Source organism: Peribacillus sp. NPDC096448 (genome assembly GCF_044762675.1).
Classification (GTDB): domain Bacteria; phylum Bacillota; class Bacilli; order Bacillales; family DSM-1321; genus Peribacillus; species Peribacillus frigoritolerans_B.
On record NZ_JBIWEU010000001.1, the window covers coordinates 234,536 to 259,672 of the forward strand.

Here is a 25,137-nt window from a genome sequence, read left to right on the forward strand (position 1 = left end):
TTCTGTTTTCCTCATTTTAGCTGGATTTTGTCGAATTTCCAGTGAAAAAATGCACTATTCTTAATAAAATACACGTTTAACTCTTTACATCCTTGCCTTTTTTTTCGATAATAGTAATAATAAAGAGTTTTTCTGCTAATAAGTTTATTTGCACTTTTATCCGTTTAAGCGGATTTATTTTTTTTCGCAAAAATTGTCACGTTTTGCAGAATAAAGGGAAGTGCTACCAATCATACTCAATCCGGATCATATCCGGTGGCAGTTAAAGTGGGGTTAAGGTGATTAAATGGCTAATGATCAAATATTGACTGCCGAGCAGGTTGTAGAACGGGCCAGCTTATATCTTCAGCCGGAAGAAGCTGAATTTATCCATAGAGCGTTTAAGTATGCAGAGTATGCTCACCGAGAACAATTCCGTAAATCGGGGGAGCCGTATATTATTCATCCGATTCAAGTGGCGGGCATTCTGGCTGAGCTTGAAATGGACCCTGCAACCATTGCGGCAGGTTTTTTACATGATGTTGTTGAAGACACGGAGATCACTTTGAAGGATATTGAAGAAAATTTCAGTCCTGAAGTCGCCATGCTTGTGGATGGCGTGACTAAGTTAGGGAAAATCAAGTACAAATCACAGCAGGAGCAACAGGCGGAAAACCACCGGAAAATGTTCGTGGCGATGGCCCAGGATATACGGGTCATCTTGATCAAGCTTGCGGACAGACTGCATAATATGCGGACATTGAAGCATTTGCCGCAGGAAAAGCAGCGAAGGATATCGAACGAGACGTTGGAAATCTTCGCACCGCTTGCCCATCGTCTTGGTATCAGCACGATTAAATGGGAACTTGAAGATACTGCACTAAGGTATTTGAATCCTCAGCAGTATTACCGAATCGTCAACTTGATGAAGAAAAAGCGTGCAGAACGTGAAAAGTATCTGGAAGAAGTCATTGATGAAGTGCGTAAAAACGTTGAGGAAGTCAACATTAAGGCTGACCTTTCCGGCAGACCGAAACATATATACAGCATTTATCGCAAAATGGCATTGCAGAATAAGCAGTTCAGCGAAATTTATGATTTGCTTGCAGTTCGGATCGTCGTCAATAGCATAAAAGATTGCTATGCCGTTTTGGGGATCATCCATACATGCTGGAAGCCGATGCCTGGCCGATTCAAAGACTATATCGCGATGCCGAAGCCGAATATGTATCAATCGCTTCATACGACGGTGATCGGACCGAAAGGCGATCCGCTGGAAGTGCAGATCCGCACCTCGGATATGCATCGCATTGCCGAGTTCGGGGTTGCCGCGCACTGGGCTTATAAAGAGGGAAAAGATGTCGGCGAACAGCCTTCACTGGAAGAAAAATTGACATGGTTCCGGGAAATTCTTGAATTCCAGGATGATGCGACTAATGCCGAGGAATTCATGGAATCCCTTAAAATAGACCTTTTTTCTGATATGGTATTCATTTTCACGCCAAAAGGCGATGTCATCGAACTGCCATCAGGATCCAACCCGATTGATTTCGCTTACCGGATTCACTCGGAAATCGGAAACAAAACGATTGGTGCCAAAGTGAACGGGAAAATGGTACCGCTGGATTATAAACTGAAAACTGGCGACATCATAGAAATCTTAACATCGAAGCATTCATATGGTCCGAGTCAGGATTGGCTTAAACTAACGCAAACATCTCAAGCGAAAAATAAGATCCGCCAATTTTTCAAGAAGCAGCGCCGGGAAGAAAATATCGAAAAAGGCAAAGAGCTTGTTGAAAAGGAAATCAAGGATATGGAGTTCGACCTGAAGGAAATCCTGACTGCCGAGAATATCAGGCGTGTTGCAGATAAGTTCAACTTCCTGAATGAAGAAGATATGTATGCAGCGGTCGGATATAACGGAATAACGGCCCTACAGGTAGCAAACCGCCTCACCGAAAAATGGCGTAAGCAGAAAATGGTCGAGCAAGAAGCGGATATTTCTGAAGCGGTGGCCGATCTGAAAACCTTCTCCAATACATCGAAAAAACGTGACTCAGGTGTCCAGGTACCGGGTATTGATAACCTGCTTATCCGTTTATCACGCTGTTGCAACCCAGTACCAGGGGACGAAATCGTTGGTTATATTACCAAAGGTCGGGGAGTTTCAGTTCATAGACAGGATTGCCCGAACCTGGATAGCGGGGATGCCGATCATCGCCTTGTACCGGTTGAATGGGAAAGTACGATTAACGAACGCAAGGAATACATCGTTGAAATTGAAATCAGCGGCTATGACCGTCGGGGCTTATTGAATGAAGTTCTTCAAGCCGTAAATGAAACCAAGACCAACATTTCAGCGGTCTCAGGTAAATCCGACAGAAATAAAGTGGCGACCATTCACATGTCGATTTATATTCATAACATTGCCCATTTGCAAAAGGTTGTCGACCGTATTAAACAAATTTCAGATGTTTATTCCGTTAGAAGGATCATGAACTAAGGAGTTTTTATTGCCATGCTTGTTGTTTTACAACGTTCCAAAGCGGCAAAAGTAATCGTCGCAGACCAAATAATCGGTCAAATCGACAGCGGTCTAGTCTTGTTGGTTGGTGTCACCCATGGAGATACCATCGATGATGCCGCGTATTTGGCCGATAAGATTGTCAATCTCAGAATATTTGAAGATGAAAATGAAAAGATGAACCACTCACTATTGGATGTGGGAGGTTCGATTTTATCAGTTTCACAATTCACCTTATACGGCGATTGCCGTAAAGGCCGTCGACCGAACTTCATGGACGCCGCCCGTCCTGAAGAAGCGAATGAAATATATGAAGCATTCAACGAGGAACTGCGTAAAAAAGGCGTCCATACGGAAACAGGTGAATTTGGTGCCATGATGGATGTTCAGCTTACTAATGACGGCCCCGTCACATTAATACTTGAAAGCAAAAAATGACCTGCTGCGGCAGGTTTTTTTTGTAGAAAAGCCAGCTTCGATTCGAAGCTGGCTTTACTAGTTCTTATTTAAAATACCGCGCCAAGCCATTATAAATGGCCGATGTGATTTTTTCTTGATACTCATTCGATGTTAATGTCAATTCTTCCACTGGATTACTTAAATAACCTAGTTCAATGAGTGTAGCTACCCGTTTATTTTCACGGGTAACATGAAAATTCCCGTATCGTGATCCGCGGTTGGGCACCTGCATGGTGGAACCGAGTGAATTGGCCAGTGTAGCCGCCAACGCACGCTGGTAGTCATGATAGTAGTACGTGGTTATCCCGCTGGTGATCTGGTCCTTGGTGCTATCATAATGGAGGCTGATGAAAGCATCCGCGTTATGTATATGAGAAGTGCTGACCCGGGAAGGGAGTGGAACATAGGTATTTCCGCTCCTGGTCAGGATCACTTTAGCTCCTGCAGCCTGAAGTTTGTCACGCAGCAATTCTGCCGTTCGAATCGTCAGGTTTTTCTCAAGTGTCCCGCCGACCCCGATTGTACCGCTATCCCTGCCGCCATGACCGGGATCGATCACGATGATTTTATCCTTTAGGTATTTCTCAACGCCAGGTCGTTGGATCTGCTCGGAATTCCCTTCGATCGTCACGATCCATCCGGCCACATAAGCTGTTTTTCCGCCCTTTAGTTTAATGGAATACCAGTCGCCTTCCATACCTGATGCGGAGAACGTTTCACCTGCATTGGCCTGCTCTACAATCTTCGAGTTGCCATCAGGCTCACTTCTAAGTATCGTGCCATCATGAATGATGGTAATCTTATTTCCTTTTACATCAACCTTTTTTTCCTTCGCAGTTTGCTCAACATTCTCTTTTTCCAGGTACCAACTCACGACCCAGCCCTTTTTTGAACCAGTGAGCCGGATCTGTGTCATATTTCCCTTTGTTTGCAGCACGGCGTAAGTCTCATCCTTGTTCACCGAACCGATGACCTTGCTTGAGAGCGAGGCTTCTTTCCTGACATTTAAACCCGTGGCGGTCACCCTGGCAGTGGCGCCTGCCGTATCATTTTTCATATCAACATTATCTTCGCTTACTTGTATGTAAGGTTCAGCCACCCAACCGCGGACTCCTTGGAAATCAATTTCAGCCCAATCATTTTCAACCCGGTAAACGGTCACTGACGTATTTTTATTCAGCTTTCCGAGCGAGGCACTGCTTGTCGATGGTTCCGAACGGACATTGAGCCGGTCCACCAAAGTTACCCCGGTTTTTACGGATTGATTCGTTTCTTTTTCTTTAGTTGAATCTTTCTTCGCTGCATTTCCTGATGCGGCAGGAAGCTCCAAGTAGTCCGATGATACCCAGCCTTCGATATCCCCCGTTTTGACCTTTATCCAATTCTCATTCTTTTCAATGATGTCAACAAAAGTTCCTTTACTCAAGGACCCAACCGTTTGAAAAGTGGTGCCGGGACCTGTACGGACGCGGACGGAGCTGCCTGATATCATTCCTTGTCCGGATTCCTTTTTGACCTGATTGGTATCAGACCCCGTTTGTCTCTCCACTAACCAATTGGCAACCCATCCTGTTTTGCCGGTGCCGATCCTGATTTCGATCCAGTCGCCATCTTCATTCAGAATGGGATACGATTCCCCTTTTTCCAGTTTTTTTACGATAGGGAAACTGAGACCTGCACCTTCACGGACATTGACCACTTGGTTCGTCACGATTTTTTTCCCTCCATCTTTTCCAAAAGCGTGATGTACGGGGAAAATCGCTGAGAATATCAGCATCAGTGTCAGGCCGAATAAACCCGATTTCTTCTTCATAAGTTGTCTCTCCCTTTTAATGTCTATATGTATGTATTCTCGTTCCATGAAAATTTCCCTCTTTCCCTGTGCAAAAAACATTTTTTTTAGGAAAGAATAGAGCTTATATAACTGTAGGAGGGAAACCACATGAAATTCAGCGAAAAAGATCAAACGAGCTTAAGCGGAGGCAATCAAGTACTTGGTGTCGATTTTCACGATTTCATCCAAAAGGAACAAAGCGCAAACCTTGTTGAAATGGCATCCGAATTCGGAGTCAATGTCCGGACGATCAAAAATCTGAAAAAACATTTAAACCAATAAAATGCGACAAAATCCTCAGTCTGCCTTGACATTTGATGTTAACGTCCGTATGATTATAAAATATCAGACTTATTACTGCAATAACCAATGATGGAGAAGAGTAATTAAGAAACACATGAAAAGAGAGGAAATGCCGAGGCTGAAAGCATTCCACATGATGACTTAATGAAAGAACCCTCCGTAGGCTTCACTCCGAACGGATTCACTTAATAGGAGATGGACGTAAAACAGGCGTTAACTGTTTTTGAGCGGGAGCACTTTTTTTGTGCTTCAACTAGGGTGGCACCACGGGATATCCAAACTCTCGTCCCTTGTAACATATAAGTTACAAGGGGCGGGAGTTTTTTGTTTGGAAAAAATCAGTATAGCGTGCCATATCAGAAAGGGCGCTTTGCTTTAAAGGAGGAAACACAAAATGTCTATTCAGATCCCAAGAGGAACCCAGGATTTATTGCCTGGCCAAACGGAAATTTGGCAGTATATCGAAAACACAGCGCGTGATATTTGTCACCGTTACCAATATAAAGAAATCCGCACACCGATTTTTGAGCACACGGAATTATTTCTGCGTGGTGTAGGGGATACAACCGATATCGTTCAAAAAGAGATGTATTCATTTCAAGATCGCGGTGAAAGGAACTTAACCCTTCGTCCGGAAGGCACCGCATCGGTTGTACGGTCATATATCGAGAACAAAATGTTCGGGTGGGCCAATCAACCGGTCAAGCTTTATTATATCGGGCCCATGTTCCGTTACGAACGTCCGCAAGCAGGTCGATTCCGCCAGTTCGTTCAATTCGGCATCGAAGCTTTAGGAAGTAAGGATCCCGGAATCGATGCAGAGGTTTTGTCACTTGCGATGAACCTGTACAAGGAACTGGGTTTGAAAAAGCTGAAACTTGTCATCAACAGCCTTGGTGATAAGGAAAGCCGGACAGCGCATCGCAATGCGTTAATCAAACATTTCGAACCCCGCATCGGCGAGTTTTGCGGCGATTGTCAAAACCGCCTCGAAAAAAATCCTTTGCGTATCCTGGATTGCAAAAAGGATCACGATCACGAATTGATGAACACGGCTCCTTCCATCATTGAATATTTAAATGATGAATCCCGTACTTATTTCGAAAAGGTGAAACAGCACTTAACCGATTTGGAAATCGATTTCGTCGAAGATCCGACCCTAGTGCGGGGCTTGGATTACTATAATCATACCGCATTTGAAATCATGAGTGATGCAGAAGGCTTTGGCGCCATCACTACACTTTGCGGCGGCGGCCGTTATAACGGGCTGGCTGAAGAACTTGGCGGACCGGAAACACCTGGAATCGGCTTTGCACTTAGCATCGAACGGCTGATTGCTGCCCTTCAAGCAGAAAACATCGAGCTTCCGATCAAAAAGGGAATTGACTGCTATCTTGTTTCATTAGGTGAAACAGCCAAGGATTATACCGTCAAACTTGCCCATCAACTGCGGAATGCCGGTTTTACCGTCGAAAAAGACTATCAAGACCGGAAAGTGAAAGCACAATTCAAATCAGCCGACCGCCTCGAAGCAAGATATGTGGCGACACTCGGGGATGATGAATTGGCAAATAATAAAATCAATGTGAAGTTCATGGAAACCGGTGAACAAGTCCAAATGGATCTTGCTACATTCGTTGAACAATTCAAAAAGCTACAGGCTTAAGGGGGAAATACCATGTTTGGCAGAACATACTTCAATGGTGAAGTGACAGAAGCAGCTATTGGTGAAAAAGTAACATTAAAAGGATGGGTACAAAAACGCCGCGATTTGGGCGGGGTCATCTTCATCGACCTACGTGACAGAAGCGGGGTCGTCCAAGTCGTTTTCAATCCGGACATTTCGGCAGACGCGCTGGCTACAGCCGAAAAAATCCGTAATGAATACGTCCTTGATATCCAAGGGACAGTCATCAAACGTGATGAAGCCAACTTCAATCCGAACGTAACAACAGGGACCGTCGAAGTTCAAGCCGAAAACGTTACTATTTTAAACGAAGCAAAGACCCCTCCATTCATCATTGATGAAAGAACGGATGTATCAGAAGACATCCGCTTGAAATATCGTTATTTGGACCTGCGTCGTCCAGCGATGTTCGAAACGTTGAAAATGCGTAACAAAACAACAAAAGCGATCCGTGATTACTTGGACGGTGAAGGCTTCCTTGATATCGAAACACCTATCTTGACAAAAAGTACACCTGAAGGAGCACGTGATTATTTAGTGCCTAGCCGTGTACACGAAGGGGAGTTCTATGCACTTCCGCAATCACCGCAAATCTTCAAGCAGCTATTGATGGTATCCGGTTTCGAACGTTATTATCAAATTGCCCGCTGTTTCCGTGATGAAGACTTACGTGCTGACAGACAGCCTGAATTCACGCAAATCGATATTGAAACAAGCTTCATGAGCCAAGAAGATATCATTAACACTGCGGAAAACATGATGGCTAAAGTGATGAAAGATGTAAAAGGATTGGACGTAACACTGCCATTCCCAAGAATGACATACAATGAAGCGATGGGCCGTTACGGTTCCGACAAACCGGATACACGCTTTGGAATGGAACTTAAAGATGTTTCCGAAATCGTCAAAGACAGTGATTTCAAAGTGTTCACCGGTGCTGTTGGAAACGGCGGACAAGTCAAGGCGATCGTCGTTAAGGACGGAAATGCGGATTATTCCCGTAAAGACATTGATGGCTTGGCTGAATTTGCAGCGATTTACGGTGCTAAAGGCCTTGCATGGCTGAAAGTTGAAGAAGACGGAGTAAAAGGGCCGATCGCCAAATTCTTCGCAGAAGACCAAGAGCAATTAGTATCCGCAGTGGAAGCTGAAGTGGGCGATCTAATCTTATTCGTGGCGGATAAGAAAGGCATAGTCGCAGATGCACTTGGAGCACTTCGCAACAAGCTAGGTAAAGAAAGAGGCTTGATCGATCAAAGCAAATTCAACTTCCTATGGGTGACGGACTGGCCATTACTTGAATATGACGAAGAAGAAGGACGCTACTATGCAGCACACCATCCATTCACAATGCCATTCCGTGAAGACATGGACAAATTGGAATCAGACCCAGCAAGCGTCCGTGCACAAGCATATGACCTTGTACTGAACGGCTACGAACTTGGCGGTGGATCACTGCGGATATTCGAACGCGACGTTCAGGAAAAAATGTTCAAAGTTCTTGGATTCTCCGAAGAAGAAGCAAACGCACAATTCGGCTTCCTAATGGATGCATTCGAATACGGAACGCCACCACACGGCGGAATTGCCCTTGGACTGGACCGCATGGTCATGCTGCTTGCAGGCCGCACGAACCTTCGCGACACCATCGCGTTCCCGAAAACGGCAAGCGCAAGCGACCTGCTCGTTGACGCACCGAGTACTGTAAGTGACAAGCAATTGGCCGAACTTAACCTAAGACTTGCTGCACTTAAAAAATAATTCATTTGGCAAAAATATGAAAAAATACCTAGGTGTTTTTTCTTGAAACAGAGTTAAGCATTATGCTATGATGTTTTCAATAAGTAAGAGTCCTGATGTGTTCGTTCTTTAACCTATAAGTTTTGACCGAACACTTATAGTTACCGGGAGCACTAGTTTCCTGGCCGCGTAAAAGCCTCCCTCGAAGAGGACTTACAAACGCGAGGAACCGAGCACCCACCTGCGGAGAGCGGGTTCAAAACAAAGGCGTAAACGGCACAATTGGGACTCTTACCCTTACAAAGCAACTCATGTTAAATAACATGGGTTTTTTTGTGCGTTAAAATAGTTAACTCACGAGTAAATGATCTAAATTCACGAGTAAATGGCGTAAACTTACGAGTAAAAGAGCCAAACTCACGAGTAAATGGTGAAAACTCACGAGTAAATGGCGTAAACTCACGAGTAAAAGAGCCCAATTCACGAGTAAATGGTGAAAACTCACGAGTAAATGATCTAAATTCACGAGTAAATGGCGTAAACTTACGAGTAAATGGTGAAAACTCACGAGTAAATGGCGTAAACTCACGAGTAAAAGAGCCCAATTCACGAGTAAATGGTGAAAACTCACGAGTAAACGGCGTAAACTTACGAGTAAAAGAGCCCAATTCACGAGTAAACGGCCCCAATTCACGAGTAAATAGTGAAAACTCACGAGTAAATGGCGCAAATTCACGAGTAAAAGAGCCAAACTCACGAGTAAGCTACAAATCTCATGAAATAAACAGAGCAAACTTACGGTAAAACGTCTGATTTCAGATCCTGGCAGGAAAAAAGGGCATTAATAAAGAAGCTAAAGGAGAAGGAGTTGATGTATGGATGCTAAAACCGTGTGAAAGGCCTATGAAAATGCTCAAACTGGAGGCATTAAGCAGGAGACTATCAGCAAATCATCCAAAACAGGAAAGAATAAAGAACGATTTTCGGAAAATCCGTACAGGATTTAACGGGGAGTGGAGTATCGGAAAGGAGTTGAAGGATCTTCCGAAAGAATATCGAGTATTTCATGATTTGAGGTTAGACTACGATGGGAGCCGTTATTTTCAAATGGATTTCCTAATAATCACCCGGAATTACTGTATCATCATTGAAGTGAAAAACTTTGCGGGAACGCTTTATTTTGACCGCACCTATCCCCAATTGATTCGTTCAAAGGACGGACAGGAACAGGCATATCTGGATCCGCTAATCCAGGTCGACGTGCAAAAATCCCGATTAAATGATTGGCTTACTTTCCACAAATTCCCCTCGCTGCCGATTGAAACGTTAATTGCCAATGCAAACTCGAATACCATCATCAGGACTACCCCGGGCTTTACCCCCATTTTCAAAAAAATCACGGGAAAAGAAACCCTGATCACCAAAATTCATACCCTTGAAGAAAAGTATCCTTCTGAGCAATTAACCCAAAGGCAAAGCAATAGACTTTCAAACACGATTCTGCAAAAAAACACTCCGCATAATCCTGATATACTCAATTTATATCAAATCGATGAGCAAGATCTATTAAAAAGCGTTCAATGTCCTGAATGCTCTGCTCTACATATGCACTATCACTGGGGAAAATGGTCATGCAGTCAATGTTCTTACGCCTCCAAAGATGCCCACATTCAAACTCTTCGCGATTTTGCTCTCCTCATAAAACCCAATATTACGAATAAACAAGCACGGCTCTTTTTACAAATAGATTCAATTGATATCATGCAACGGATGTTGTCTGGACTTGAATTGCCTTATTCGGGGCAATTTAAAAATAGAGCTTATAGACTTGATGGATTAATTCACGAGTAAATCGTGCAAATTCACGAGTAAACGGCGTAAATTCACGAGTAAATGGCGTAAATTCACGAGTAAACGGCGTAAACTCACGAGTAAAAGAGCCAAACTCACGAGTAAACGGCCCCAATTCACGGGTAAAGACCCCAAACTCAAAAAAAAAACCAAAAAATCATCGAATAAACTTCAAATATTCTCTTTTAAGTAACATTCCGCAATATAGATTCGTAAATTATAGTAAGGTTGAGCTATAGTCAGCCAAGGATAGAAAGTAGTGAGGGCTTTGAAAGATTTATTGTATGCAAAGAGGATGGAAATGCTTCAATTAGTGGAGCGGCTAGTGAATATAGATAGTGGTTCTCATACGAAAAAGGGTATTGATGAAATTGGTTCGATTTTAAAAACGAAATTTGAAAGCCTGGATTTTATTGTGAATACCGTTGAGCAACAGAATTATGGCAATCAGCTGGTCATCCAGCATCGTGATGCGCATCAACCGCATATTCTGGTCGTTGCCCATATGGATACGGTTTTTCCGGAGGGCACAGCGCAAAAACGTCCTTTTAAAGTGAAAGGAAATCGGGCATACGGCCCTGGTGTAGCGGATATGAAGTCTAGTTTGGTTGAACTTTTTTATGCGATCCTTTGCCTGAAACAGACGGGGCAGACAGGCTATAAGCATATCCAAATCATTCTTAATAGTGATGAGGAGATCGGGTCTCCGTCGTCCGCTTCACTCATATCGGAAAAAGCAGCCAATAAGAAGTTCGCGTTAATTCTTGAACCGGCAAGGACGGACGGTTCGCTTGTCACGGCAAGAAGGGGCTGCGGTCAGTTTAAGGTGGATATCGTTGGGGTGGCCGCCCATTCAGGGATCGAGCCGGAAAAGGGACGAAGTGCAATTGAAGAATTGGCCCATAAGATCATCGCCTTACACCGGTTGAATGATCAACAGAATGGAATCAGCGTTAATGTCGGCATGATTGAAGGAGGTTCCGCTGTCAATACGATCGCTTCCCATGCTGCTGCTTTTGTGGATGTGCGGATTTCGGAAAAAAGGCAGGAAGGCATCATCCTCAAGCAGCTGAAAAAAATCTGTGCTGAAACCTATATTCCAGGAACGAAAACGACATTGAGCGGGAAAATGGACCGCTCTCCCATGGAAAAGAATGAGAAAACGAACTTGCTTTTAGAGACGATTCGTCAGGCTGGGAAGGAAATCGGCATCGAAATTACGGATACGGCCACGGGTGGAGGTTCGGATGCTTCCATCACTTCTGATTTGGGAATCGCGACAGTGGATGGACTCGGGCCCATTGGAGGGAATGCACATAGTGAAGAGGAGTATTTGGAAATTCCCAGCCTGACGGAAAGGGCGCTGCTATTGGCAACCGTCATTCAAAAATTATCAAAAATGACCTAGCGCACTAATTCCGATTAGACTGCTCATATTTCGCTTGTCATAAATGATGTTTATGATATATTGTTAATTGGGAAGCTAAATAAGAACAGAATTTATTGGAGTTGAATATATATGCTGCATCAGTTTTCACGTAATGAATTGGCAATTGGCAAGGAAGGAATCGATATTCTGAAAAATACGACCGTTGCTGTCCTGGGTATAGGGGGCGTTGGTTCATTTTCAGCCGAAGCATTGGCACGCACCGGGGTAGGCCGTATTATTCTTGTGGATAAAGACGATGTCGACATCACAAATGTTAACAGGCAGATCCATGCTCTATTATCAACAGTCGGTCAACCGAAAGCGGAATTGATGAAAAATCGCATTCAAGACATCAATCCCGACTGCGAAGTCATCGCCCTTAAAATGTTCTATACAGAAGAGACGTTTGAGGAATTCTTCAGCTATGGTCTGGACTATGTCATTGATGCATCGGATACGGTCATTTATAAGATGCATGTGATGAAGGAATGCCTGAAACGGAATATCAAGGTGATTTCAAGCATGGGAGCCGCTAATAAGATGGACCCAACGCGTTTTCAAATTGCCGATATCTCCAAAACGCATACCGATCCGCTTGCCAAGGTCATTCGCACTAGATTGCGTAAAGAGGGCATAACAAAGGGAATTCCCGTTGTCTTCTCCGACGAGAGCCCTATTGTCATTCGTGAGGATGTGCGGAAAGAAGTCGGCAATGATGAGGCAAAAATCCGTAAAGCCCAAATGCCTCCGTCTTCGAATGCTTTCGTACCATCCGTAGCGGGTTTAATTGCAGCAAGCTGGGTGATCAATGATATATTAAAGGACATTGAAGTTCGCCGTGTAAATGATTGATAAAAAATCAACTGACTCTATAATGGGTCAGTTTTTTTTGTGTCGAATAGTAGATATTTCTTTTAATAACTTTTTTATCCATATCATATAGACGGGGTCGAAAGAATGAGATAAACTATTTTCAGAATATTATTTTTATTCAGATATTCTATTTTTTTTAAAGAACACACAAAACAAGGGGGTTTCAAATGAAGAAGAAAAAGCTAGCAGGAGTGTTTCTATCACTTTCATTGGTTGCAGGGGCGCTGGCAGGATGTAGCGGCGACTCGAAAACTAGCAGTTCAGGCGGGGGTTCATCAAAATCAGGTGACACAATTAAAATTGGGGCCAACCTTGAATTGTCCGGAGGTACGGCATCATTCGGCCAATCGGCTGCCGATGGTTTGAAACTGGCCATCGATGAGATTAATAAAGAAGGTATCGATGGTAAAAAACTGGAAATCATTAAGGTTGATAATAAATCAGATGCAGCAGAAGCTACAAGCGGTTCGATCAAACTGGTCAGCCAGGACAAGGTTGTGGCTGTAGTCGGATCTGCAACAAGTACGAATACATTGGCACAGGTTCAAGTCGCACAAGATAATAAAGTTCCTCTACTCACACCAACTGCAACAAATCCCGACATTACCAACAAAGCTGGAAAATTAAATGATTATGTGTTCAGAACTTGCTTTATCGACCCATTCCAAGGTACGGTGGCAGCCAATTTCGCATCTGACGAAATTGGGGCAAAGACGGCTGCGATCTATGTGGACAGCGCAAGTGATTATTCTAAAGGATTGGCCGCAGCATTTAAAGAAGCGTTCACTGCCAAGGGCGGTAAAATCGTGGCGGAAGAGGCTTATGTAACGAAAGATACTGATTTCCGCTCTACATTGACACGTATCAAATCCGCAAAACCTGAGTTCGTTTTCCTCCCTGGCTATTATGAAGAAGTCGGATTGATCTTAAAACAAGCACGTGAAGACGGCATAGACCTTCCATTCATGGGTGGGGACGGCTGGGATTCCCCGAAGGTCGTTGAAATTGCCGGAGCGGATGCTTTAAAAAATACGTATATCACGAATCACTATTCCCCTGAAGATGAAGATGCAAAAATCCAGGATTTCGTTGCAGCCTTCGAAAAAGAATACGATAAAACACCGGATGCCTTTGCCGCACTAGGCTATGATACTGGCTACTACCTGGCAGATGCCATCAAGAGATCTGGAGATGCTTCGCCCGAAAAAATAAGACAAGCGTTGGAAGATGTCAAAGATCTTCAATTAGTTTCCGGAACACTGAACCTTGATGAAAATCATGATCCGATCAAATCGGCGACAATCTTGGAATATGTGGATGGCAAACAAACATTCAAGACAAAAATCAATCCATAATAACTTACGTGGATAGGGGGCAAGTCCCCCTATTCTATATTCACTTAAAAAACACCTTAACGGGGAGAGTGCGATATGGAACTGATTCAGCAATTGGTAAATGGCATTTCACTCGGAAGCATTTATGCTTTGATCGCGCTTGGCTATACGATGGTATACGGAATCGTCAAGCTCATAAACTTCGCCCATGGCGACGTATTCATGGTTGGTTCATTTGTAGGGTTTTACGCCATTACCGTAATGGACTTATCCTTCATCCCGGCTTTATTGATTTCGATGGTCGCTTGTGCCATCTTTGGCGTTTTAATTGAACGCATTGCTTATAAACCCCTTCGTAATGCAACACGGATTGCGGCTTTGATAACGGCCATAGGTGTTTCCCTTCTGATTGAAAATGGGCTGATTTACATCCGGGGCGCCCAGCCGGAAGCCTATCCAAATAATGTCCTTCCGATGGATAAACTCGATATATTGGGAGTTTCCATCAGCAGTCAATCGATTTTGATCTTATCTGTATCCATCTTTTTAATGATCATCCTACAATTCGTTGTCCATAAAACCAAAATCGGCAAAGCGATGCGTGCCGTTTCATTCGATTCCGAGGCGGCTAAGCTGATGGGAATCAATGTGAACAATACGATTTCAGCTACGTTCGCCATAGGTTCGGCCCTGGCAGGTGCGGCTGGTGTCATTTTTGGCATCTACTATATTAAAATCGAACCGTTGATGGGTGTCCTTCCTGGCCTTAAAGCATTTGTTGCAGCCGTCTTGGGCGGCATCGGCATCATTCCGGGAGCGATGGTCGGCGGTCTGCTGCTTGGAGTGATCGAGGCTTTGGTCAGTGCAGCCGGTTATTCATTATGGCGCGATGGCGTGGCTTTCGTCGTACTTATCTTGATTTTGATTTTCTTGCCGCAGGGACTGTTCGGTAAAAATAAAAGAGAAAAAGTATAGGGGAGACATGGCGATGACTACTTTAAAGAATTCAAAGGGTTTTTGGCTCTCGATCGTGCTCGCACTTATTTTTTTCGGAATCATGCAGTACCTCATTTCAAACGGTATCCTCAATCCATTTTATATCAACACGCTCATGTTCATCGGCATCAATATCATGCTGGCGACGAGCCTTCATTTAATCATTGGAATAACCGGGCAGTTCTCGATCGGGCATGCAGGTTTTTTAGCGGTTGGGGCCTATGCTTCGGCAGTCATGACAATGAAGCTGGAACTTCCTTTCATCATAGCTGTATTGACTGGGGGCGTCATCGCCGCTGTTGCGGGCATGGTGATCGGGATACCCAGCTTGCGCCTGAAGGGGGATTACCTGGCGATAGCTACCCTCGGTTTTGGGGAAATTGTCCGGATCGTCCTTTTGAATATTGAATATGTAGGCGGGGCAAGCGGGATGCAGGTATCCCACCTGACCACTTGGCCATGGGTTTTTGCCTTTGTGATGATCACCGTCTTAGTCATCAGGAATTTCACCAATTCGACTCACGGGCGTGCATGCATATCCGTAAGGGAAGATGAAACGGCGGCTGATGCGATGGGAATCAATACGACCTATTATAAAGTGGCGGCATTCGTCATCGGAGCTTTTTTTGCCGGAATTGCCGGTTCGCTCTATGCCCATAATTTTTATATTATCCAGCCATCGAATTTCGGTTTCCTGAAATCCTTCGATATACTGATTTTCGTCGTACTTGGCGGGCTTGGAAGTCTTTCAGGTTCGGTTTTGGCCGCCATTTTACTGACGATCGTGACGACATTCCTTCAGGATTATCCGGAAACGAGGATGATCATCTACAGTCTTGTCCTGATCCTGATGATGATTTTCCGCCCGCAGGGTTTAATGGGAACAAGAGAAATCACATCATTGTTCACACATAAAAAAACGAAAGGGGGCCCAAAGGATGGAAGCCACAATACCATTGCTTAAAGTAGAATCGGTGGGAATCCGTTTTGGCGGATTGAAAGCGGTGTCCGATGTGAACGTGGAATTATTTCCAGGGGAACTTGTAGGCCTGATTGGGCCGAATGGAGCTGGGAAAACGACCTTCTTCAATTTATTGACGGGTGTGTATGTCCCTACAGAAGGAACGATTGCCTTGAACGGGGAAAATCTAAATAAGCAGCCGCCTTATAAAATTACCCGAAAAGGGATCTCGAGGACCTTTCAAAACATTCGCCTCTTCAGTGAGTTATCCGTGATCGATAATGTGAAGGTTGCATACCACTCGCTTGCCAAGCATGGAATTCCAAGCTCCATATTCCGGTTGTCCGGACATTTTTCAGGGGAAAAGGAAATGGATGAAAAGGCGCTCGAATTTTTACGGATTTTCAATCTTGACCATTTTAAGGATGAAAAAGCGAAGAATCTTCCATATGGACAGCAAAGGCGGCTGGAAATCGCCCGTGCCCTTGCCGCCAATCCGAAACTTCTTTTACTGGACGAACCAGCAGCCGGGATGAACCCTCATGAAACAAAAGAATTAATGAACCTCATCGCTTTTATCCGGAAGGAATTCAACCTTACCGTTTTGCTCATCGAACATGATATGTCACTGGTCATGGGGGTATGCGAACGGATTTATGTCCTTGATCATGGACAGCTTATTGCTCACGGAAAGCCGGAAGAAATCCGCAACGATCCAAAGGTTATCGAGGCATATCTAGGGGAGGAGGTTTCCTGATGCTGAAAATAGAGGACATCAATGTTTTTTACGGCAATATCCAAGCGCTAAAAGGGGTTTCCATGGAGATAAATGAGGGGGAAATCGTGACTTTGATCGGGGCGAACGGAGCGGGAAAAAGCACGCTGCTCAAAACGATTTCCGGTCTGTTAAAACCAAAGCAAGGAGAAGTTCTGTTCGAAGGCGAATCGATTGGAGGAAAAGCTGCACAGTCCATCGTGAAAATGGGCATATCCCATGTACCTGAAGGACGACGTGTCTTCGCCAACATGACGGTGGCCGAAAACCTGGAGCTTGGGGCTTATTTGCGAAAAGACAAAGAGGGCATCAATAAGGATATGGAAAAGGTATATGAGCTATTTCCGAGGCTCCTGGAGAGAATCAAACAGCAGGCTGGCACGCTTTCAGGCGGCGAACAGCAGATGCTTGCAATGGGCCGGGCTTTAATGGCGAAACCAAGATTATTACTGCTCGATGAACCTTCGATGGGCCTTGCACCGCTTCTGGTAAAGCAAATATTCAACATCATCCAAGAAATCAGTACGTCCGGCACAACGATCCTTTTGGTCGAGCAAAACGCCAACCTCGCCTTATCCATTGCAGATCGGGCGTATGTCGTTGAAACGGGCCGAATCGTCCTTTCGGGCAATGCCGAGGAACTAACATCAAGTGAAGAAATAAAAATGGCCTATTTAGGAGGCCACTGAACCGCCGTTTGGCGGTTTTTTTGTTTGTTGATCTATTATGCAAAATATGCAGGAAGATAAAAATTCACAGGGTTTCATGCATGATTTTATACATCCAATATAGTATTATTCAATTTTGATATAGGAATTAAGACTAAAAAAGTACGAAAAAACTGGGTTTAATTCCCTATCATTATACTTGTATTTTGGTAAAAATGTAATTAATAGGATGAAAAAAATAAGCGAATGAATAAAATTTTTTGATCCGAAAATAAGGAGTTTTCAATATCGATATAATTTAATTATCTTTTTTTTCTGATTATATCGCCTGTTTTCGCAATATTTAAAATATATAAAGATAAAAATGATATAGCACTACCTGTAAAGAATATCCTATTTACCGAAATCTTCTCGCAATTATTGTATAGACGGAATGAAAATTATGCGGTAAACTATTTTTCGAAATATTAATTTAATTTGAAACATTTCATCTAATCAATTTTTTTCTGAAGCATCATGAATAAATATTCATGCATCAGAGCTTGATTACAAAATGGGGGGATTATTTATGAAAAAGAAAAAATTAGCAAGTGCATTCCTTTCTCTATCACTTGCTGCGGGAGTGCTAGCGGGTTGTTCCGGCTCTGGTTCATCCGAAAAATCAAGCGGGGATGGAGATACGATCAAGATCGGTGTCAACCTTGAATTATCGGGCGGTGTCGCTTCATATGGACAATCGATTGCAGAAGGTTTGGAGCTTGCAACTGCAGAAATCAATAAAGAAGGCATTGACGGTAAAAAAATCAAACTAATTAAAGTCGATAATAAATCTGAAGCGTCCGAAGCGACAAGCGGAGCGATCAAGCTGACATCACAAGATCAGGTTGCAGCGATCGTAGGTGCAGCGACAAGCACGAACTCGATTGCACAAGTACAGATTGCCCAAGATAATAAAGTGCCGGTCATCTCACCTTCTGGTACAAGCCCTGAAATCACTTTCAGCAAGGATAAATTGAACGATTACGTTTTCAGGACAAGCTTCATCGATCCGTTCCAAGGGACGGTAGCTGCGAATTTCGCCACTAAAGAAATCAAAGCGAAAAGTGCAGCCATCTATATTGACAGCGCAAGTGATTATTCAAAAGGATTAGCCGCAGCCTTTAAAGAACAATTCGAAAAAAATGGCGGAAAGATTGTTGCTGAGGAAGCTTACATTGCGAAGGATACTGATTTCCGTTCCACATTGACTCGTTTGAAATCGGCAAAACCTGATTTCATTTTCCTTCCTGGTTACTATGAGGAAGCTGGTCTGATCGTGAAGCAGGCACGGGAAACTGGACTTGACGTTCCATTCATGGGCGGCGACGGCTGGGATTCTCCTAAGCTAGTTGAAATTGCCGGTGCAAAAGCTCTAAATAATACGTTCATCACGAACCATTATTCTTCAGGTGATCCTGATGAGAAAATTCAGAATTTTGTGTCAGCGTTTAAAGCGAAGTACAAAGATAAGTCCCCGGATGCATTCAATGCCCTAGGATATGACACAGGATACTTCCTTGCAGACGCGATTAAACGTGCTGGTTCAGCGGATTCGGAAAAAATCAAAGAAGCGCTGGAAAAAACGGCCGACCTTGAGCTTGTTACGGGTACATTCACATTGGATGAAAAACATAATCCAATCAAATCTGCTACCATCCTTGAATTTAAAGAAGGAAAACAAGTATTCAACACAAAAATCAATCCTTAATTTCGGAGAACAACTCCAAACCTTTCGCCGGCCCTTCAGTAATAAGAAGGTGCTGGCGAATTCTCATTTTTCAGGCATGCCAGGTCGTTAGAGTCTGGACTAATCACTCATAAAATTAGATTTTCAAGGAGAGTCGAACATGGAATTGATACAACAGTTAATAAACGGGGTTTCACTAGGAAGTATTTATGCCCTTATCGCTCTCGGATATACGATGGTTTACGGGATTGTTAAATTGATAAACTTCGCACATGGCGATGTATTCATGGTCGGCTCATTCGTTGGGTTTTATTCGATAACGGTTCTGGATCTGTCATTCGTGCCAGCCCTATTAATCTCGATGACAGTCTGTGCGCTGTTTGGGGTATTGATCGAGCGTATCGCGTACAAGCCATTGCGTAACGCAACACGTATCGCGGCACTTATCACTGCCATCGGTGTTTCCCTTTTGATCGAATACGGATTCATCTACGTCCGCGGTGCACAGCCGGAAGCTTATCCGAATGATGTATTGCCGACAGACAAGTTCAATATTTTTGGGGTTTCCATCAATAGTCAATCGGTTTTGATTTTTGGAGTGGCTGTAGTCTTGATGATCATCCTTCAAATCATCGTTCATAAATCAAAAATAGGAAAAGCGATGCGTGCCGTTTCCTTCGATGCGGATGCAGCTAAGCTGATGGGAATAAATGTCGATAATACGATTTCTGCCACCTTTGCAATCGGTTCCGCATTGGCTGGGGCAGCAGGGGTCATTTTCGGTATTTACTATATTAAGATCGAGCCGCTCATGGGTGTGCTTCCGGGATTGAAGGCATTCGTTGCCGCCGTACTTGGAGGGATCGGGATTATACCGGGCGCGATGGTCGGTGGCCTATTGCTAGGTGTCATCGAAGCTTTGGTCAGTGCCGCCGGTTACTCATTATGGCGTGATGCTGTAGCCTTCGTCGTACTGATTCTTATCTTGATTTTCATGCCACAAGGCTTATTCGGTAAAAACAAAAAAGAAAAAGTATAGGGGAGACAAAGCAATGACTACAATTAAGCGAGCAAAAGGTTTTTGGCTCTCGATTTCACTATCATTGATCTTTTTCGCCGTAGTTCAAGTGTTAATCGGCGGCGGATCGCTAAATCCTTTTTATCAAAATACGCTCATGTTCATCGGGATCAATATCATTCTGGCAGCGAGCCTGCACTTGATCATCGGGATAACCGGGCAGTTCTCCATCGGACATGCCGGATTCCTGGCAGTCGGTGCCTATGCTTCAGCCGTCATGACGATGAAGCTGGAAATGCCATTTTATGCGGCATTGATAGTCGGCGGTTTGGCGTCAGCGCTGGCAGGATTGATCATCGGAATTCCAAGCTTACGCTTAAAAGGTGACTACCTGGCGATTGCAACCCTGGGTTTTGGGGAAATCGTCCGGATCATGCTTTTGAATATCGATTATGTCGGCGGGGCGAGCGGCATGCAGGTTTCCCATTTGACCACTTGGCCGTGGGTATTCGCTTCCGTCATCGTAACGATCATCGTCATCCGAAACTTTACTAGCTCGACCCACGGAAGAGCCTGCATATCGATCCGCGAGGACGAAACGGCTGCCGATTCGATGGGAATCAACACGACCTATTACAAAGTTGTCGCCTTTGCGATCGGTGCTTTTTTTGCCGGTATCGCTGGGGGGCTTTACGCTCATAACTTCTATATCATCCAGCCATCTAACTTCGGATTCCTGAAATCATTTGATATTTTGATCCTTGTCGTACTTGGCGGTCTAGGAAGTCTTTCCGGTGCCGTATTGGCTGCGATATTACTGACGGTAGTCACGACTTTCCTGCAGGATTATCCGGAAACACGAATGATCATCTACAGTCTTGTGCTTATCGTGATGATGCTCTATCGCCCGCAAGGTTTAATGGGGACAAAAGAAATAACATCCATGTTCAAACGTAAAGGAGGAAGCAGCCATGAAAAAAATAAAAACACCGCTGCTTAAAGTCGATTCGGTCGGCATCCAATTCGGAGGGCTTAAAGCCGTTTCTGATGTTAACGTCGAGTTATATCCAGGAGAACTAATTGGCTTGATCGGACCGAACGGCGCTGGAAAAACAACTTTCTTTAACTTGCTGACAGGAGTTTACGTCCCGACGGAGGGCACTATTTCCTTGGAAGGTGAGAACTTAAGAAAACTGCCTCCATATAAAATCACGCAAAAAGGGATCAGCCGGACATTCCAGAACATTCGCTTATTCAGTGAACTATCCGTGATCGATAATGTTAAAGTGGCTTACCATTCGCTTTCGAAGCATGGCATCTTAAGTTCGATCTTCCGCATGCCGATCCATTTTAAAGGCGAAAAGGAAATGGATGAAAAAGCGATTGAGTTCCTGAAGATCTTCAACCTTGATCAATATAAGGATGAAAAGGCAAAGAACCTGCCATATGGTAAACAAAGACGTTTGGAAATCGCCCGTGCACTTGCCGCCAACCCGAAACTGCTTTTGCTCGATGAACCGGCAGCGGGGATGAACCCCCAGGAAACGCACGAACTCATGAACCTGATTGCCCTCATCCGTGAGAAATTCGATTTGACCGTATTATTGATAGAACATGATATGCCGCTCGTGATGGGTGTTTGCGAACGCATATATGTACTCGATCACGGTCAACTGATCGCTCAAGGAAAGCCAGAGGAAATCCGTAACAATCCAAAAGTCATCGAGGCCTATCTGGGCGAGGAGGTTTCATAATGTTAAAAATCGAGGACATCAACGTCTATTACGGAAACATTCAAGCCTTGAAAGGAATCTCGCTTTCTATTAACGAAGGCGAAATCGTAACCCTGATCGGGGCGAACGGAGCCGGGAAAAGCACGTTGCTGAAAAGCATTTCCGGCCTATTAAAACCAAAACAAGGGCAGATCATATACGAGGGGCAATCCATCGGCGGAAAGGCAGCACAATCCATCGTGAAAATGGGCATCTCCCATGTCCCTGAAGGCCGGCGGGTCTTTGCTAACATGACCGTCGAAGAAAACCTTCAGCTTGGTGCTTATCTACGTAAAGATAAGGCAGGCATCAAGCAGGATATGGAGAAAGTCTATGAATTATTCCCGCGTTTGCTAGAGCGTCTGAAACAGCAATCCGGAACCCTTTCCGGCGGGGAACAGCAAATGCTCGCGATGGGCAGGGCCCTCATGGCCAAGCCACGGCTTCTGTTATTGGACGAGCCATCGATGGGACTTGCCCCATTATTGGTGAAGCAAATCTTTAATATCATCGAAGAAATCAACAAAACAGGTACAACGATTCTGCTGGTTGAACAAAATGCCAACTTAGCACTATCCATCGCGGACAGGGCCTATGTTGTCGAGACCGGCCGAATCGTCCTATCAGGCAAATCAGAGGAACTGACAGCAAGCGAAGAAATCAAGAATGCCTATTTAGGAGGGCATTAAACCGTTTTATAGCGGTTACAGACTGCAGATGAACTCGAGGAAAAGCGAGTTTGCCTGCAGTTTTTTGTTTTTAAAAAGTTCCAGTTGATTTCAGAAATCGCTCCCTTTCCGCCGACTGTCTGCCAAGCCTCCTCACCGTAGGCGGCTGTGGGGTCTTGGCTAGGGTGAGACTTAATGCATAAAATGGCAGTCACTGCTATTATATGGTTGATTAACTATTTGCCAATTAATGAATGATTAAAACCCTTTATGGCTTTCGTTGAATCCATTCACCACAATATTTCGGTTTTGAAAATAAAGGTTGTTATTAATCAGTTACTTATATGAAGAAGGACTTTATGTATCGTACAGATCCTTATCGACCTTTTGTAGGGGCGTAAAGGCATTCCTAGTAAGATATAAGATATATTGTATTGCAAAGAAAATACACTCAGCTAAGGCCTCGCCAAAGGCTAAATCGATTGCTGTGACTATTGAGTATGCTTCTGGTTATCGTATAGATTTTGCCATTAAAATAGTCGCACTCTACACTCGCTCGGTGAATATGCACATATCAAGGAAGAGAGAGGGATCCAAGAACCATTTACGAATGGTTCAAAGAACAAAATGATGCGGCCGATAAAAACATTTGTAATGTGACATTGTTGTAAATCTAATTCTGACTGGTCATTATCGGGTGGCTTTGTTCAATCCATATTAGTTGCAGAAAAAGAATTTACGGACTGGGAGATGTAGCAAATCAAGAATGAAGTCCCTTCTATAGACCCTTGTTCAAATAGCTGTAACAGTGTTAATTATTATAACTTCCGGCTTTTGGTGCAGTAGAAGTTCATTAAAAATGGCTCTTTTCGTATAGGTTGTTGTTTTTTAATAAAAAATAAGACCTGAAATTAATTCGGGTCTTTAATTTATCTACTTACAATTTGGTTAGGAATCCGACATTTATGAGAACCTGAGGGTGATTATGAGTACGGAATAGACCGAACGGGTGGGAATACAAAGGAAGACAAAATGCTACTAGACAACAGGAATTGCAGAATCATAAATTATTAAAGATTCATTTGTTATTGGATTAGTAATGAAGGCATAAAAAGAGAAACTTTAGTTTTGAAAAGAAAAAAAGCCGGTCAATTAAATGACTGGCTTTTTATTTTATTTACCAAATTAATAATTCACATAAAAAATGGGGATGTTGTTTATTAAAAAAGACAAGCCTTTAAAATTTGATTTACCCAGTTTAAATCATCTGTGTTTTTGTCTAATGGATGATTATAATCTTTGCGAAAGTATTCCCGGAAAATCCCATTTAAAGGTTGCTGCTCAAGTAGCAACCCAGGCAAATATCATTTTGAAAACAATTTAAAGTGCCTACCAACCGGGGTTTGATCCCTTAAAAGGCTGGTAGGCACTTATTTATTTTTTCTAGATGATATAGATAGCTTCGGGTTAGAATAGGCTTTTTCTATTTTCCTCCATTAAACGATTCAAATATTTCTTTAATTATTTTTGCATTTGGATGAGTATCATAACCAATCATTACAAAATTGCCATTGAAAAAAATAGCATTGTTAGAGCCGGTTTTTTAAAAAAAGGACCAAATTTGGACCCTTTAGCATCCCGGAGTGGAACGGTATAAAAAAGGGAACGCACTATATAAACAGGTGCGTTCCTTTTGGTAACAGGAAAGGGAGACCTCACTTTTAAATGTTGGCGGTACCCCTATGTTAACTGAATTTGTATAAAAATAAATATCTCATTAAAAGATATATGAGGAATTTGTATTTTACATATTTTTTAATTTTTTTCAAAAAATCGACATATTTATGTAATTTTTTCCAATTAATAGGTGATATAATCCAAGGTGAACTAGTTCATTATATGTAATAAGGAGGAACATTTATGAAAAAAGTTATTAGTGGATTTATTGCAGTATGTTTTACCATAGGTCTTGCTCAACCAGGGGCTCTAGCTGCTGAGCGTACAAAGCAAACTTCTTCTGACTATTATCCTTCGGCTCAAACAGCTGAAGAAATACCAAAATCATCATCAAAGAAGTTTGGGTTTACTCAGGAAACTCAATCTACAGATGAATTTCAAACCTTGGGTAGAAAGGCATTTCCTAATGCTATAGGTAGAAGTAACGCTATTCAAGATGGTTTAAGGTATTATGGGACATCCTCTACAGATGCAACATCATTAGTTGTTAGCATAACAGTACACGGGTATCTTGGTAAAGATCCGAAAGGAAAAGCAAAAATTAAATGGTATGATGATGATTACAATGACAATTGGTGGACAAGAGGTAGTACTTCAGTATATTTAGGTGAAAATGTAAAGCTGGGAGCAAGAGTTGGAGATTCTATAGTAGTTGATGCTAAACACACTGTAAGTGTAGCATCTGGAACTTACTCTGCAAGAACAGGCGATACTTTAAAACCTTAATCAGTTAATAAAAAAATATTAAAACCCTTTCACTCACAGAGGAGAGGGTTCTTTAAATAAAGGAATGGTTCTAA

Annotated in this window: 22 protein-coding genes, 1 other RNA gene and 1 other annotated feature; of the genes, 20 read left to right on the forward strand and 3 right to left on the reverse strand. The window is 43.3% G+C overall.

Going from position 1 to position 25,137, the window contains the following annotated elements; genetic code table 11:
• Window positions 1-286 precede the first annotated feature (286 nt).
• Window positions 287-2,485 carry a RelA/SpoT family protein gene (locus ACIQ0C_RS01150; protein WP_402835190.1) on the forward strand — a complete coding sequence of 733 codons (2,199 nt, stop codon included), beginning with the start codon at window positions 287-289 and terminating at the stop codon, window positions 2,483-2,485.
• 15 nt (window positions 2,486-2,500) lie between these two features.
• Window positions 2,501-2,944 carry a D-aminoacyl-tRNA deacylase gene (gene dtd / locus ACIQ0C_RS01155; protein WP_403056125.1) on the forward strand — a complete coding sequence of 148 codons (444 nt, stop codon included), beginning with the start codon at window positions 2,501-2,503 and terminating at the stop codon, window positions 2,942-2,944.
• Window positions 2,945-3,008: 64 nt separating this feature from the next.
• Here the strand turns inward: dtd and ACIQ0C_RS01160 are convergent, their stop codons facing one another.
• On the reverse strand, window positions 3,009-4,778 hold the full coding sequence (locus tag ACIQ0C_RS01160) for an N-acetylmuramoyl-L-alanine amidase family protein (RefSeq protein ID WP_403056128.1): 1,770 nt from the start codon (window positions 4,776-4,778) through the stop codon (window positions 3,009-3,011).
• Window positions 4,779-4,907: 129 nt separating this feature from the next.
• Here ACIQ0C_RS01160 and ACIQ0C_RS01165 point away from each other — a divergent pair, with 129 nt between their 5' ends.
• The 4 genes from ACIQ0C_RS01165 (at window position 4,908) to ssrS (ending at window position 8,822) form a co-directional block, all read left to right on the forward strand.
• Window positions 4,908-5,081 carry a hypothetical protein gene (locus ACIQ0C_RS01165; protein ID WP_251428958.1) on the forward strand — a complete coding sequence of 58 codons (174 nt, stop codon included), beginning with the start codon at window positions 4,908-4,910 and terminating at the stop codon, window positions 5,079-5,081.
• 78 nt (window positions 5,082-5,159) lie between these two features.
• Window positions 5,160-5,396, forward strand: a binding site (T-box leader).
• Window positions 5,397-5,496: 100 nt separating this feature from the next.
• On the forward strand, window positions 5,497-6,768 hold the full coding sequence (gene hisS, locus ACIQ0C_RS01170; RefSeq protein ID WP_034308774.1) for a histidine--tRNA ligase: 1,272 nt from the start codon (window positions 5,497-5,499) through the stop codon (window positions 6,766-6,768).
• A gap of 12 nt (window positions 6,769-6,780) precedes the next feature.
• Complete coding sequence (gene aspS / locus ACIQ0C_RS01175; RefSeq protein ID WP_403056131.1) at window positions 6,781-8,550, forward strand: aspartate--tRNA ligase; 1,770 nt, start codon at window positions 6,781-6,783, stop codon at window positions 8,548-8,550.
• An 86-nt stretch (window positions 8,551-8,636) separates the two neighbouring features.
• Window positions 8,637-8,822, forward strand: a non-coding RNA gene (gene ssrS, locus ACIQ0C_RS01180) — 6S RNA.
• Between the two features lie 56 nt (window positions 8,823-8,878).
• Here ssrS and ACIQ0C_RS01185 read toward each other — a convergent pair.
• On the reverse strand, window positions 8,879-9,286 hold the full coding sequence (locus tag ACIQ0C_RS01185) for a hypothetical protein (protein WP_403056134.1): 408 nt from the start codon (window positions 9,284-9,286) through the stop codon (window positions 8,879-8,881).
• Between the two features lie 122 nt (window positions 9,287-9,408).
• Between ACIQ0C_RS01185 and ACIQ0C_RS01190 the strand changes: the two genes are divergently transcribed.
• Entirely contained in the window at window positions 9,409-10,380 is a 972-nt protein-coding gene (locus ACIQ0C_RS01190; RefSeq protein ID WP_403056137.1) for a nuclease-related domain-containing protein, read from the forward strand.
• Here the strand turns inward: ACIQ0C_RS01190 and ACIQ0C_RS01195 are convergent.
• The gene (locus tag ACIQ0C_RS01195) at window positions 10,366-10,500 is read right to left on the reverse strand and encodes a hypothetical protein (protein WP_403056140.1); all 135 of its coding nucleotides are present in this window, start codon (window positions 10,498-10,500) and stop codon (window positions 10,366-10,368) included. The two genes, ACIQ0C_RS01190 and ACIQ0C_RS01195, sit on opposite strands and share 15 nt — an antisense overlap.
• A 139-nt stretch (window positions 10,501-10,639) precedes the next feature.
• On the opposite strand from ACIQ0C_RS01195, the gene ACIQ0C_RS01200 reads away from it, so the two are divergent.
• The 13 genes from ACIQ0C_RS01200 to ACIQ0C_RS01260 all read left to right on the forward strand — a co-directional run bounded on the left by ACIQ0C_RS01200 (window position 10,640) and on the right by ACIQ0C_RS01260 (window position 25,063).
• On the forward strand, window positions 10,640-11,788 hold the full coding sequence (locus tag ACIQ0C_RS01200; RefSeq protein ID WP_402835185.1) for a M20 family metallopeptidase: 1,149 nt from the start codon (window positions 10,640-10,642) through the stop codon (window positions 11,786-11,788).
• Window positions 11,789-11,899: 111 nt separating this feature from the next.
• A complete protein-coding gene (locus tag ACIQ0C_RS01205) occupies window positions 11,900-12,661 on the forward strand; it encodes a tRNA threonylcarbamoyladenosine dehydratase (RefSeq protein WP_403056143.1) in 762 nt (253 codons plus the stop codon).
• Window positions 12,662-12,849: 188 nt separating this feature from the next.
• Window positions 12,850-14,037 carry an ABC transporter substrate-binding protein gene (locus ACIQ0C_RS01210; protein ID WP_402835184.1) on the forward strand — a complete coding sequence of 396 codons (1,188 nt, stop codon included), beginning with the start codon at window positions 12,850-12,852 and terminating at the stop codon, window positions 14,035-14,037.
• Window positions 14,038-14,112: 75 nt separating this feature from the next.
• On the forward strand, window positions 14,113-14,991 hold the full coding sequence (locus ACIQ0C_RS01215; protein WP_403056146.1) for a branched-chain amino acid ABC transporter permease: 879 nt from the start codon (window positions 14,113-14,115) through the stop codon (window positions 14,989-14,991).
• Between the two features lie 13 nt (window positions 14,992-15,004).
• A complete protein-coding gene (locus ACIQ0C_RS01220; protein WP_403056149.1) occupies window positions 15,005-15,976 on the forward strand; it encodes a branched-chain amino acid ABC transporter permease in 972 nt (323 codons plus the stop codon).
• Window positions 15,951-16,730 carry an ABC transporter ATP-binding protein gene (locus ACIQ0C_RS01225; protein WP_403056152.1) on the forward strand — a complete coding sequence of 260 codons (780 nt, stop codon included), beginning with the start codon at window positions 15,951-15,953 and terminating at the stop codon, window positions 16,728-16,730. The genes ACIQ0C_RS01220 and ACIQ0C_RS01225 overlap by 26 nt, the downstream gene beginning before the upstream one ends.
• Window positions 16,730-17,437: an ABC transporter ATP-binding protein gene (locus ACIQ0C_RS01230; protein ID WP_403056155.1), complete on the forward strand. Its 708-nt coding sequence runs from the start codon at window positions 16,730-16,732 to the stop codon at window positions 17,435-17,437. Before ACIQ0C_RS01225 ends, ACIQ0C_RS01230 begins: the two co-directional genes overlap by 1 nt.
• A gap of 547 nt (window positions 17,438-17,984) precedes the next feature.
• Complete coding sequence (locus tag ACIQ0C_RS01235) at window positions 17,985-19,163, forward strand: ABC transporter substrate-binding protein (RefSeq protein ID WP_402835179.1); 1,179 nt, start codon at window positions 17,985-17,987, stop codon at window positions 19,161-19,163.
• Window positions 19,164-19,302: 139 nt separating this feature from the next.
• A complete protein-coding gene (locus ACIQ0C_RS01240; protein WP_063232912.1) occupies window positions 19,303-20,181 on the forward strand; it encodes a branched-chain amino acid ABC transporter permease in 879 nt (292 codons plus the stop codon).
• Between the two features lie 13 nt (window positions 20,182-20,194).
• Window positions 20,195-21,160, forward strand: coding sequence for a branched-chain amino acid ABC transporter permease (locus ACIQ0C_RS01245; RefSeq protein WP_034308749.1), 966 nt, complete (start codon window positions 20,195-20,197; stop codon window positions 21,158-21,160).
• Complete coding sequence (locus ACIQ0C_RS01250; protein WP_034308746.1) at window positions 21,132-21,914, forward strand: ABC transporter ATP-binding protein; 783 nt, start codon at window positions 21,132-21,134, stop codon at window positions 21,912-21,914. The genes ACIQ0C_RS01245 and ACIQ0C_RS01250 overlap by 29 nt, the downstream gene beginning before the upstream one ends.
• On the forward strand, window positions 21,914-22,621 hold the full coding sequence (locus ACIQ0C_RS01255; protein ID WP_402835178.1) for an ABC transporter ATP-binding protein: 708 nt from the start codon (window positions 21,914-21,916) through the stop codon (window positions 22,619-22,621). Before ACIQ0C_RS01250 ends, ACIQ0C_RS01255 begins: the two co-directional genes overlap by 1 nt.
• A 1,899-nt stretch (window positions 22,622-24,520) precedes the next feature.
• Window positions 24,521-25,063, forward strand: a complete 543-nt coding sequence (locus ACIQ0C_RS01260; protein WP_403056158.1) for a hypothetical protein — start codon at window positions 24,521-24,523, stop codon at window positions 25,061-25,063.
• The last annotated feature ends 74 nt before the right edge of the window (window positions 25,064-25,137 follow it).

What these genes read in the sequence shown, in the direction of transcription:
- ACIQ0C_RS01150 (WP_402835190.1), top strand. Translation starts at nt 287, where the DNA reads ATGGCTAATGATCAAATATTGACTGCCGAGCAGGTTGTAGAACGGGCC.
- dtd (WP_403056125.1), top strand. Translation starts at nt 2,501, where the DNA reads ATGCTTGTTGTTTTACAACGTTCCAAAGCGGCAAAAGTAATCGTCGCA.
- ACIQ0C_RS01160 (WP_403056128.1), bottom strand. Translation starts at nt 4,778, where the DNA reads ATGAAGAAGAAATCGGGTTTATTCGGCCTGACACTGATGCTGATATTC.
- ACIQ0C_RS01165 (WP_251428958.1), top strand. Translation starts at nt 4,908, where the DNA reads ATGAAATTCAGCGAAAAAGATCAAACGAGCTTAAGCGGAGGCAATCAA.
- hisS (WP_034308774.1), top strand. Translation starts at nt 5,497, where the DNA reads ATGTCTATTCAGATCCCAAGAGGAACCCAGGATTTATTGCCTGGCCAA.
- aspS (WP_403056131.1), top strand. Translation starts at nt 6,781, where the DNA reads ATGTTTGGCAGAACATACTTCAATGGTGAAGTGACAGAAGCAGCTATT.
- ACIQ0C_RS01190 (WP_403056137.1), top strand. Translation starts at nt 9,409, where the DNA reads ATGCTAAAACCGTGTGAAAGGCCTATGAAAATGCTCAAACTGGAGGCA.
- ACIQ0C_RS01205 (WP_403056143.1), top strand. Translation starts at nt 11,900, where the DNA reads ATGCTGCATCAGTTTTCACGTAATGAATTGGCAATTGGCAAGGAAGGA.
- ACIQ0C_RS01210 (WP_402835184.1), top strand. Translation starts at nt 12,850, where the DNA reads ATGAAGAAGAAAAAGCTAGCAGGAGTGTTTCTATCACTTTCATTGGTT.
- ACIQ0C_RS01215 (WP_403056146.1), top strand. Translation starts at nt 14,113, where the DNA reads ATGGAACTGATTCAGCAATTGGTAAATGGCATTTCACTCGGAAGCATT.
- ACIQ0C_RS01220 (WP_403056149.1), top strand. Translation starts at nt 15,005, where the DNA reads ATGACTACTTTAAAGAATTCAAAGGGTTTTTGGCTCTCGATCGTGCTC.
- ACIQ0C_RS01225 (WP_403056152.1), top strand. Translation starts at nt 15,951, where the DNA reads ATGGAAGCCACAATACCATTGCTTAAAGTAGAATCGGTGGGAATCCGT.
- ACIQ0C_RS01230 (WP_403056155.1), top strand. Translation starts at nt 16,730, where the DNA reads ATGCTGAAAATAGAGGACATCAATGTTTTTTACGGCAATATCCAAGCG.
- ACIQ0C_RS01235 (WP_402835179.1), top strand. Translation starts at nt 17,985, where the DNA reads ATGAAAAAGAAAAAATTAGCAAGTGCATTCCTTTCTCTATCACTTGCT.
- ACIQ0C_RS01240 (WP_063232912.1), top strand. Translation starts at nt 19,303, where the DNA reads ATGGAATTGATACAACAGTTAATAAACGGGGTTTCACTAGGAAGTATT.
- ACIQ0C_RS01245 (WP_034308749.1), top strand. Translation starts at nt 20,195, where the DNA reads ATGACTACAATTAAGCGAGCAAAAGGTTTTTGGCTCTCGATTTCACTA.
- ACIQ0C_RS01250 (WP_034308746.1), top strand. Translation starts at nt 21,132, where the DNA reads ATGAAAAAAATAAAAACACCGCTGCTTAAAGTCGATTCGGTCGGCATC.
- ACIQ0C_RS01255 (WP_402835178.1), top strand. Translation starts at nt 21,914, where the DNA reads ATGTTAAAAATCGAGGACATCAACGTCTATTACGGAAACATTCAAGCC.
- ACIQ0C_RS01260 (WP_403056158.1), top strand. Translation starts at nt 24,521, where the DNA reads ATGAAAAAAGTTATTAGTGGATTTATTGCAGTATGTTTTACCATAGGT.